This is a genomic window from Gordonibacter sp. (genome assembly GCF_036667095.1).
In the GTDB taxonomy this organism is placed as follows: domain Bacteria; phylum Actinomycetota; class Coriobacteriia; order Coriobacteriales; family Eggerthellaceae; genus Gordonibacter.
This window is the reverse complement of record NZ_JAVWUP010000236.1, coordinates 1-3,490: the sequence shown is the minus strand read 5'-3', so window position 1 is coordinate 3,490 and position 3,490 is coordinate 1. Positions and strand designations below refer to the sequence as shown.

Annotated in this window: 2 protein-coding genes; both read right to left on the bottom strand. The window is 45.0% G+C overall.

Annotated elements, in window-relative coordinates; translation table 11 throughout:
* On the bottom strand, positions 1 to 2,957 hold a 2,957-nt coding region (locus RR842_RS12990), incomplete at its 3' end, for a DEAD/DEAH box helicase family protein (protein ID WP_332730025.1).
* A partial coding sequence (locus RR842_RS12985; RefSeq protein WP_332730024.1) for a hypothetical protein occupies positions 2,957 to 3,490 on the bottom strand: 534 nt, incomplete at its 5' end. The genes RR842_RS12990 and RR842_RS12985, both read right to left, overlap by 1 nt.

Below are 3,490 nucleotides of genomic sequence, written 5' to 3'. Positions count from 1 at the left end.
TCATCAAAGCATCCCGAATTCTCTTTTTCAAATAGATCCACCATCTGTTTTACCACGCGCTTGGGCGTGTAAATTTGGTTAGTCTTTTGCGGTGGCACATAATCAAAGATATCTTCTTCGAGGGATTCATCGAAATAGTTTGCAAGAGCCGAGCGGAGACGAATAAACTCACGTACCGAATCATCAAAGACAACTGAATCAAATAGATGTCCTTCAAAATGTTCAACCTCACCCGTTTCTTTATTAGTGAAGTCGCCGCCGTCGCGAAGGAATTTAAACTGCTCGACAGTGATACTGGTTACATCCTTGAAAACGTCTTTTGGAATAAGAGAATCGAAAGTCGCGAGTGTTGTATTATCGTCCCCATAGGCCATAAGGAATGAAGGGATGGTGCAAGAGAAGCCGCGTAAATGGTCGCGAACTCCGCCTTCTATATCCTGTTTTTTCTTTTCCTTCTTTGCAGTTTCTACTTCACGGACAATGTCTTCGCCAGCACTCTTCACTAACGTTTCTCGCGACCCCTTCAACTCTTCAATAAGCTTATTGAAAGCATTTTCTTTCTCTTCGTCGTATCGCGTGTTTATGGCCTCTGCTTCTGCATCTGTTTCTGCTTGACTCATTTCAGTAGCACGCGATTGCTCAATGACTTTTTTCTGAATGCGATAATCACCAACCTGTCGATTGATGTTCATTGCAGCGTCAGCTTTAAGCTTTCTCTCAAGCTTCTTTGTTTGCGCTGGGCGAAGCTCCTCCCCATAGTTTTGCTTTGCAGCTTCAACCAAGGGCTCAGCTACAGTGTTCACGAAAGCGTATTGGAGCTGATCTAGAAGCTTATCCCCATCATCTTGCTTATTGCGCTCCTGAACAATGGCATCAATATGCGCCTCTAGGACATCAGATATATCGCCGTAGATCTTTTCACCAAACATGTCGGCCGCTTTGCCTATGACCTGCTCTTCGGGGATTTCAACATCACCATCGGTATTGAAATCAAGCTCATCTGCAATCCCGTTATGAATGCCTAGATCTTCTGTAGGAGCCTTCACGGATTCAAAGTTCTGAATAATATCGATTACCTCAGAGGGGGCACGGAATATGTTACTGATATTCTGGAATAGGAAGTCGCTCATAAAACCACGGCGAACAACTTCAGTAGACCGAATCTTGCGCGGAATTGAAAGTACCTTTTCCGCATCAAGCTCAATCATTTCGCCGTTTTCATCCTCACCAATAACGGGAAAGAAGTTCAGCAGTGTTAGTATGCGACGCTTACGCTCGTCGACATCACCCTTACCCGAAGCGGTGCTTGCATAAAGATCGTTGGCAAACTCCTCGAAAATAGTGAGCGTGCGAGCTGGGTCGAAATCGAACACATAGGCATTTTCTTTACGGTATCTGGTGCCACCGTCCCCGTCAAACAGACAAGGATTCTGCGCCCGGAAGGCAGCTTGCATGTAAAGTGACGGGCTTTTCATGTTGGAAAGCATCAGCACGGCAGTCCATTCTGGGACGGTTACGCCTGTGGTTAGCTGGCCGACAGAAATAGTAATAGTTTTATCGTTGGCAGCGATAGCCTCGCGAACTTTATCAAAAGCTTTCTCGCTGGCATCTTCGCTGTCAATCTTGCCGTCTCCGGCTGCCAGTACAATCTTGTACTCACTAAAAACGGAGTGCTTCTGCAATTTAGTGGCAAGTGCTTTTGCGGAAGCGACGTAATTCAGCATCCAAAGAGTATGCTTGAGCTCGTCACGAAGCTGCATGGTAGAAAATGGAAACTTCTTTTGTGTAGTCAATGCGTTAAGGAAGTTATCAACGTCCTCATTGTGAACAAAAAAACCATTTGCGTTGGTGGCGAAGAATTCGTTTAAATCAAAGGCGTACTCGACTGTCTCTCCATTAATCTCAACGCCTTTCTCGACCTCACCGGCAACGATGTCAGACATTTGATAAGTAAACATGTTCAACTGCGGTAAGTCAGAATAGGGATTCGAGCTTTCTTCGTCTACCCAGTCGCGTTTCGCTTGCTGCTCATCTGCATACGTCCAATTGAAAATTGCATCAGTTGGGAATTTATCGTTAGCGACGTCTGTTTTGTAAGTATCAACACCTTCGTGCGCCTCATCGATAATGAGAACGTCCCACTTCATAGCTGCCACTTCACCAAGCTTATCAAAGACCCCACCGAAATGGATTGATCCTTTCAAGTCTTGCAGACTCACAAACTCGATGCACTTCTTCTTTGTTTTGTCCTTTTGGGCTTGAATGTAAGTGAGGTACTCTTCGCGTGTTTTTGCAAAAGGTTTTGCCGCCAAAGAGGCAGTATTACTTACGAAGCTATAGCCAGACTCTTCGCCAAGGAACTTAACGTAGTCGTCATACCAAGAATTAGCAATAGCGGGCCTGTTGGTAACAATAAGAACTGTGTTTGCCCCTAATTGCTTGCATAAATCATAGGCACTGAGGGTCTTGCCAAAACGGGGCTTTGCGTTCCATAAATACTCGCCCTGCTCATGTCCACGAGCGAAGTCGCACGCCGCCTCCACGGCTGCGCTCTGTTCACCGCGGAGCGCATATTCCATTGCAGCAGGAACATCAAGTACTCCACGGTTTACACGAAACTCAAAGAAACGGCTGCGCGACTTACTTCCGCTAATCAGATACCACTCTGTGTCCGGTTCATTTTTGTATTCGAGCTTTTTTAAGTAGCCGTGAAAATCGGTATCCCTGAATGTTTTACCGCTGCCATCTTCATAGATAGCGTTCCCTTGCCATTCTTTGTTCCATTTCACATTAGCAGTATGTGTTTGCTGATTAATACGCGTATCAACGTCTTGCTCGGTGTACCCAATCTTCGTCCAACCATCATGCTCCCTGATTTGAGGAGTTGTGTAGGCGTAAATCATCGGAACTACCGGATTAGCGCTTTTGACCTTTCCTGTGATATCTGAAGTCGCCATTATTTCATCTCCTTCACGTGAGATTCGATAAAGGTGATTTCATCATCGCTCAAACCATATTTCGCATAAAGCTGCCGGTCAACATCTGATATTGATTGCGACCAATCAATATCAGATGTTGCGGTAAAGTTCTGGAGCGGGATAAAACGCCAAACGCCCCTATCGTTATCTTGTGTTATCTTCAAAATTCCCAAAAGAACTCGCGCAAATTTTGTCTTAACATATTTCAAACACGCCTGTGCTTCAAGCTCGTTTTCAAAAGAACCAATCCCAATGAACGACTGGGTGTAACCGACTAACGGCAAGCCGATTAGCGGCGTTGACAATACCTCCCCGAGCACACCTGAACCATTTGCTCGCGGAACCAGCACTTTCCATTGATTCAGGCTCTCATGATTGGCTTCTGTATATTTTTTGGGGAAATATTTCCAAGTACGTTGGTTATTTTGTATCCCTAATACCTGAATGCTATTTTCGACTTCCCCAGTTTGAAACAAAGGTATTTTGTCGAAGATATTATTCCTAAATCGCTT